The 6675-nt window shown below is 66.7% G+C and carries 5 protein-coding genes and 2 pseudogenes; 3 read left to right on the top strand and 4 right to left on the bottom strand.

Annotation, left to right across the window (positions count from 1 at the left end):
* Positions 1-224 precede the first annotated feature (224 nt).
* Together AB0G17_RS30990 and AB0G17_RS30985 are read left to right on the top strand one after the other, a co-directional pair.
* Positions 225-1196 (top strand): quinone oxidoreductase, encoded by a 972-nt coding sequence (locus AB0G17_RS30990; RefSeq protein ID WP_361389912.1) that lies wholly within the window; start codon positions 225-227, stop codon positions 1194-1196.
* Between the two features lie 344 nt (positions 1197-1540).
* A pseudogene (locus tag AB0G17_RS30985) lies at positions 1541-1837 on the top strand (barstar family protein); the annotation flags it as partial.
* 81 nt (positions 1838-1918) lie between these two features.
* Here the strand turns inward: AB0G17_RS30985 and AB0G17_RS30980 are convergent.
* Positions 1919-2194 (bottom strand): hypothetical protein, encoded by a 276-nt coding sequence (locus tag AB0G17_RS30980; RefSeq protein WP_361389918.1) that lies wholly within the window; start codon positions 2192-2194, stop codon positions 1919-1921.
* A gap of 86 nt (positions 2195-2280) precedes the next feature.
* Positions 2281-2781: pseudogene (locus AB0G17_RS30975) on the bottom strand (TraM recognition domain-containing protein); the annotation flags it as partial.
* 714 nt (positions 2782-3495) lie between these two features.
* Here AB0G17_RS30975 and AB0G17_RS30970 point away from each other — a divergent pair.
* Complete coding sequence (locus tag AB0G17_RS30970) at positions 3496-4116, top strand: hypothetical protein (protein ID WP_361389910.1); 621 nt, start codon at positions 3496-3498, stop codon at positions 4114-4116.
* Between the two features lie 9 nt (positions 4117-4125).
* Here the strand turns inward: AB0G17_RS30970 and AB0G17_RS30965 are convergent, their stop codons facing one another.
* Together AB0G17_RS30965 and AB0G17_RS30960 are read right to left on the bottom strand one after the other, a co-directional pair.
* Entirely contained in the window at positions 4126-5289 is a 1164-nt protein-coding gene (locus tag AB0G17_RS30965) for a hypothetical protein (RefSeq protein ID WP_361389916.1), read from the bottom strand.
* Positions 5290-5326: 37 nt separating this feature from the next.
* Entirely contained in the window at positions 5327-6412 is a 1086-nt protein-coding gene (locus AB0G17_RS30960; protein ID WP_361389908.1) for an ImmA/IrrE family metallo-endopeptidase, read from the bottom strand.
* Positions 6413-6675: the final 263 nt, after the last annotated feature.

The raw sequence follows: 6675 nt of genomic DNA, 5'->3' as shown, positions 1-6675 counted from the left end.
CAAGCCCGGCCCTTCAAATGGACCAAGACCGCCGACCAGATCCTCGACCGCATCTGCCGCTACTGCGACAGGATCTCCAAACCAGGTCACTAGGGCAGTTGCCGCGGCACGGCCGGCTTCATGTCGCTGACCTGAACGTGACGGCTACGACACCTCACCGCGAGCGGAAATAGGATCGCCACGAGTGGAGTTGGTGAGGGAGGTTTGCCGTTTCAGGAGGGGTCATGCGAGCGATTCAGATGTCCGAAGTGGGCGGTCCCGAGGTGCTGCGACTGGTCGATATTGATCAACCGACGCCGGGGCCGGGCCAAGCGGTCGTGGAGGTCGCCGCGTCCGGCGTCAACTTCCTCGACGTATATCACCGCCAGGGCCGGTACACTCTCCCGCTGCCCTTCACCCCGGGCAGTGAGGGCACGGGCACGGTCCTCGAGGTTGGACCCGGCGTCACCCACGTCGCTGTGGGAGACCGGGTCGGCTGGGTGGAGATTCCCGGCACCTATGCCGAGCAGGCCGTCGTGGACTCCTCCCGGCTCGTGCCCCTGCCCGACGGCGTCGACTTCGAGGCCGCCGCCGCCGTGCTGCTGCAGGGCATGACGGCGCACTACCTCGTCAAAGACGCCTACCCGGTCCAGCCAGGCGACACGGTGCTCGTGCACGCCGCTGCCGGCGGCATGGGGCTTCTGCTGACTCAGCTCATCACCCATCTCGGCGGCAGAGTGATCGGCACAACCTCGACACCGGAGAAGGCCCAGCTGGCGCGGCGCGCCGGGGCCGCCGAGGTGATCCTCTACTCAACAGTGGACGATCTCGCGGCCGAGGTGAAGCGGCTCCATAGCGGCCAGGGCCTGCCTGTCGTCTTCGACGGCGTTGGCAGGGACACCTTCGATGCGAGCCTCGCCAGCCTGCGAACCCGCGGCCACCTGGTGCTCTTCGGCGCCGCGAGTGGTGCAGTGCCGCCCTTCGACCCCATCCGGCTCGCCCAGGGCGGTTCGCTGACCCTGATCCGGCCAAGCCTCGGGGACTTCATCGCCGATCGGTCCGAGCTGCTCCGACGCGCCGCCGACGTGCTTGAATTGGTGCGCACCAAGGCGCTTGAGACCACCGTGACGGCCCGCTACCCGCTCGCCGAGGTCGCCCAAGCTCACCGCGATCTGGAGGCTCGGCGTACCACCGGCAAGCTACTCGTCATCCCGTAGGCACGGGGTATTGAAAGCAGCCGGTAGCGGATTTCCCCAGGGAGACGCCTACCGCACCAACATTGGCTCCGAACCAGACGGGCCAGCACGACGGTCACGGCGGATCGTCACATACAGCTCAACCTTGGACACGGATACCCGCATGCGGATATCCGTGGGGCGGCCCCCGGCACCCGCCGGAACCGCCCCGCGGATACCCGCATGCGGGCTCCCAACGGGACAGCACACCGATCCTCTCACCGCAAGACCCCGACTGCCGTCAAAACTCGGCGACATCACCTCTCGCGACACGGGATCGCCTCCCGAACCCGGCAACAAGCGCCTCCCCGATTCACCTACACAGCCAACCGTGGGAGCTGGTCCGCAGAGGTCACCTGAACCACACCGGAATGTGGCACGAGCTCGCACCCGAGGACCGACATGCGCGGCTGTCTGTGGCTCTGTGTTCCCGGGAGTACCAACGCCAGGGAAAGCCCGATGCGCCTGCGGGCCAGGTGTTCACCTTGGATGGCCGACACGTCGTTGACCGGGACACCTTCTACTGCGCGATCGGTGAGGCCATCAACGGACCCGGTGGGTACTTCGGCTGGAACCTGGACGCTATGGACGACTGTCTGAGAGGCGGCTGGGGCGCGACTAGTGGCCGGCGAGGGCGAGCAGACGCTCGACGGGTGTCGGCGGTGGCAGCACCTCGAACAGCAGGGCGGCGGCGGGTGGTTGAGTCATGCCCGGGAGCGGTATCGAGAGGCGGGTGCGGAAGACGGCGCCGGCGCGGTGGCGAGCTTCGGCGCCTGCTCGGCCGCAGGTTGCGGCGCGGACGTAGAGGAATCGAGGATGGCGGCAACGTCCGCGACATGCCGGGTGCAGCCGAGAGCCTGCTGGTTCGTTGCGGTGTGAGTGAGGGCCCGCAGGGTGACCTCGGGGTCGGTGTTGCCGCATTTCAGACAGCAGCGGTGTTCGGGGTTCCAGTCGTCGGGGACGTCGTGAATCTGTGGCATAGGCGGTTCCAGGTGTGCTGATGCTCGGCGCGCAGATGCAGAGGGATGTGCGGGAAGCCGAGCGGAACGAGGGCAAAGGGGGAGTTCTATGCGGCGGTGCCGTAGTCGGACTTCCTGGGCGCGGCCTTGGCGACGGCCCGCTCGGTGATGCCCGCCGAGGCGCGGGCGGAGGCGGCGGACAGCTCGTCGGCGCCGGGCTCCAGGTACCAGGGACGCAGGTCGAGCATGGCCGCCCGCAGTCCGGTCGCGGACGCGAGCGCGGTGCCCTTGGGCAGCGCCCGGATGGCGTCGGCGGCCAGGATCCGCTCCTGCCGCATCGACACCGACGTGCTCTTCCCGGACTCGGAGTGCGAGGTGGAGGTGGTCTCGACGTCGTGGTCGCCGATCAGCCGGGAGAGCTTGTCGGCGAAGTCCGGGTCGTCGATACCGCTCCCGATCACCTTGATCGTGGAGGCGAACCACATGGCGTCCATGCCCGCGTCCGACCACACTTTCTGACCCTGGCGGTAGCTCCGCAGGTGACAGATGAGAGGGTCTGGCAGGTGAGTGAGACACCGATGAACACCCTGCAATACCGCGTTGACGGGCCAGAAGACGCCCCAGTCCTCGTCCTGGGTCCCTCACTGGGTACCACATGGCACAGGTAGGCGAAAGCGTCTTGTGCCGTCTAGGGGGTCCAGGTCAGGGGCGCACGCGCAGGTCAGGGCCTTGTGGTCCAGGAGTGTCAATGCTGTTGGTGATACATGTGTGATAGCGCGTGACAGGTGAGAAAGCCCCTCGGCTTGTTCCTGGGGGGTTCTGCGCGTGGCGGCGGGGGCGAACGGTGGCGCGTTCGATGGGATCTTCGTTGTGCACCGGCGCGCAGCTGATCGAGATGGGGAGGTAAGGCGCACGCCGGGCGCGGCAGGCGTGGTCCTTGGTGACGCCGCAGATTCGTTCGTGGCGGGGCGTAGGGCCTGCGGGGTGTCACACGTGAGCGACTGCAGCCGAAATGGGAGTGAGGTACGTGGTGAGTTGACCATTGTGGAGCGGCTGGCCCCGCATTAGGGTCCTCGCAGTTGCTCGGCCTGTGGTGCTGGGGCGGCTCCCACTAGCCTGGCCTGGTGGCTCGGGGCTGCACCCGTGACCTGGACAGCGGCGTCCCGGTTAGGCCGCGTACCGGCATGGGTCGGGAGGTGCAACGCCAATGATCTTCTGGCGCTGGCGCGGCTGCCCTTTCCGTGAAAGGTTTCCTACCGGTAGGTAAGGATGTGGTCCTGCTGGAAGGGCCGTCTCCTTGGGGCGAGGGTAGAGGTAGAGGCATGGCTGTGGCGTCGCCGGGTCCGGCAGAAGTGATCGCTCGTGCAGCGACGCCTGACACGCTGTTCCCGCAGGGCGCGGAAATTGGGACGCTCAGCATGTTCGGCGTCGACGCCGTGGTGGCCTATCGGCAGCAGGGGCAGGAGTGCGAACGGCGTGCGCGTGCGGGCATGACAAAGCTGAACAAGCTCCACGTGCTCGAGCTATTGATGAACCTGCCGTTGGGGGAGTCGGTCGCGTTGGCTTCCCTCGGCGACCGGGAGAAGAGGGTGCTGCGGCAGGTACCCAACGGCGCGCTCGTAAGGCACGACCGTGCGGTCGTGCGTGAGGCGACACACCCTCTGCGCGTGGATCTGGCGGTCGTACCTGGAAGCAGTTGGACGGCAGCCAAGGAGAAGGCCGAATGGTTCACTCCTTTCTGCGCTCGGGCAGTTATGGTGGACCGGCCACTCAGGCGTCGTGACGATGCGGTGATGGAGGCCGAGTTCTACGGGATCGGGTTGCTCGTGGCGGTGGGGCGCGATGTTGAGGTCGTGGTACCGCCTCGACCGTTCGTCCGGCGTCGGCATACGGCAGCGGGCTGGCAGTTCCTTGAAGAGGCGTACAACCAGTTGTGCCGGTGAGCGCCGGTCTCACGGCGCGAGGGGCAGCGTAGCCCACGCTTGCACGGGGTCAGGGACGCTGAAGCCCGCCCTGGAGCTTGCGGACAAGCCAAGGCGCTGGTTCTCCAAGGCGCACTGAACAACGGCGGAAGCGCATTTGTCCCGCCACCACGTCTTGCGATCGAGTCCGGGCTTTCGGGCCACAATTTGGAGCACCCAGTCGCTCCAAGTACTGATGTTGTGATCCTCGGACTCTCGTCGGGCTTCTTTGCCGGGATCGTTGAATCGGTCGAGGCCGCGGCCCTTGCAGACGTCGCAGTCGCAGGTTGCCGGTGGATCGTTGGCATAGATCTGCGCCAGGGACTGCGTGCCCTTGAAGGACATCAGGCTCGGCATCAATACGTAGGGGTAGCTGGGTCCGCCGCCGTTCTTCTTGCCACTGACCAGTGCCACTTCCCCAGGCGGGATGCTGTGCCGACTGGTGCTGTCGGCGCCGATGCCGGAGAACAGGGCGCCGTGAACGAAGGCGTCCAGCGCCGCCAGATCGCTTCGCAACAGGGCGATGTCCGGCTGTGCAGCGACGAGGCGACGCAGGTTGGCGGGAACAGCCTTGGACTGCTCCATGGGGTCGAACTGGCGGAACAGGGTGATCGCCTTGGGGTGCGGAATGCGTTCGCATGCGGCGACCAGCTGGGAGATGTACTCGTCGGTCAGCCAGACCGTGCTGAGGGGGAGGCTGATGACCGTGTCTGCACGCTTGATCAGCTGAGCTTGGCGTACGACGGTTTTGAGGACCTTGGAGGCGCCCGGGGGAATGTACCCGGTTGGGGTCAGCGCGGCGCTGGCACCACGGGCCTTCTGCAGCTCGAGCACTGTGTCGACCGTGCCGAAGAGATCGTCGCTGTCCAGGAGGAAGGGTTCCTCGGCAGTCGCTGTGTGAGTCTTGTACGCTGCGGTGTCGATCAGCAGAGTGCCGCCGTAGCCGGACGCCCGGAGCTGGTAGGCACGTTCACCTGCCCTCTCCCCGGTCATCACAATGCCGCCGAGGTCGTCGTCGAGCGGAGCCCGCATCTGAGGGACGAAGCGCGCGTTCTCGTGCAGCAGTACACGCCCTTGCAGCAGCGGCGCGGCCGCTACCGACGCGTCGAGAACCCGCAGAGCGGGCGTGCGGCCGGGGAACGGCGGGTTGGCCATGGTCACCTACCTGTTGGTGAGCCCGGAGCCTGAAGGGCTATCCGGGTGGAGAAGGACACGAGTAGATCTCGGTGAACTCCTCGAGTTCCAGGCCGGCCAAGTGGGCCGCCTGGGACAGGTCGAGGTGGTGCTGGTGCCTCAGCCGGGTGACGGCTTCGGCGAGGTAGCGCGGGGTCTCGCGCTCGATGGAAACGGGTTCGTTGGTGCGGTAGCCCAGGGCGGACATCTGCACCATGAGCTCGCGGTACTGCCATTCGGTGAGAATGCCGAGGGACTTGGCGCGCCGGGTGAGCGCTGCCATCGACACCCCCCACCGGTTCTTGAGCCCCTGCAGCCGGGGCAAGTCCACCCCGGTGCGGAGGTCGGCCAGGATGGGCTCGTGCGGCATCAGGAATTCGGCTGCGAACTGGTCTGCTTGCTGCTCTTGGACTCGCGGGTCACCCGGCTCAGGGTGCATCACGACGTGCCCGAGTTCGTGCGCGAGGCTGAACCGGAAACGGTCCCCCGGGGCGGTCGAGTTGAGGAGGAACAACGGCCTTTGCCCCGGCGGCCACTGGCTGACCGCGTCGAGTTCACGCGACTCGAGATCACGCACCACGAGCAGAGCCCCCGCACCTTCGAGTACCTCAATGACGTTGGAGAGTGGGCCGATAGGGACCCCCCACTCCAGGCGCAGCGTCTCTGCGGCGTCAGCCGGGGTGTCGAAGTCGTCGACCGGGATGTTGCGGAACCGGTGCTTGCCCCCTTCATCGCCATCCGTGACCAGTGCTTCCACCTGGAAGCGGGTGACGGCAAGGGTTGCATGCACGCGCCGGAGTGCCAACGCGCCCATGGAGGCGCGCTTTCGGTGGTGCACAAGCCCGATGCCTGCTCCGCCGCCTTTGTCAGTGGTGCGGCATAGCATCTGCGGCGTGTATCTGAGAGCCGCCGCGAAGAGGGCCAGGCGCTCGCCCTGCACGGTGAGCCGCCCGGCTTCAGCCCGACTGACGTACCCCTGCGAGACGGCCTCGCCTCCTGCGTGGCGGGTCATCTCTGATGCGAGGTCAGCCTGGGTCCATCCACGCGATTCGCGGGCTGTGGTCAGCATGGCCGCATCCGCTACCCGGTCGCCAGTGCTGTCCATCCTGAGCTCATCTCCCGTGACTCTTCAGGCTTCCTGCACTCTACATGGCCACGCCGCATGCTCAAAATTATGCATCAAAATATTCCACCCTCTCCTGGTGGGCCATCTACCCGCAGTCCGCTTGCGGTTGATGCGGTGATCTGGCTGCGTGGCGATAGACCCGCACTGCTCGGGGCGGGGCGTCTCCCTCTCGACAGGTGGACTCCCGCACCAGAGGCCGTCACAAGGCTTCCGATCCGCCTGCCGCGCAGTACCCTCCGGGC

This window comes from Streptomyces sp. NPDC023838 (assembly GCF_040639555.1).
Classification (GTDB): domain Bacteria; phylum Actinomycetota; class Actinomycetes; order Streptomycetales; family Streptomycetaceae; genus Streptomyces.
This window is presented reverse-complemented; position numbering and strand designations above follow the sequence as displayed.

Coding starts and splice junctions, on each gene's coding strand:
- AB0G17_RS30990 (WP_361389912.1), top strand. CDS start 225: ATGCGAGCGATTCAGATGTCCGAAGTGGGCGGTCCCGAGGTGCTGCGA.
- AB0G17_RS30980 (WP_361389918.1), bottom strand. CDS start 2,194: ATGCCACAGATTCACGACGTCCCCGACGACTGGAACCCCGAACACCGC.
- AB0G17_RS30970 (WP_361389910.1), top strand. CDS start 3,496: ATGGCTGTGGCGTCGCCGGGTCCGGCAGAAGTGATCGCTCGTGCAGCG.
- AB0G17_RS30965 (WP_361389916.1), bottom strand. CDS start 5,289: ATGGCCAACCCGCCGTTCCCCGGCCGCACGCCCGCTCTGCGGGTTCTC.
- AB0G17_RS30960 (WP_361389908.1), bottom strand. CDS start 6,412: ATGGACAGCACTGGCGACCGGGTAGCGGATGCGGCCATGCTGACCACA.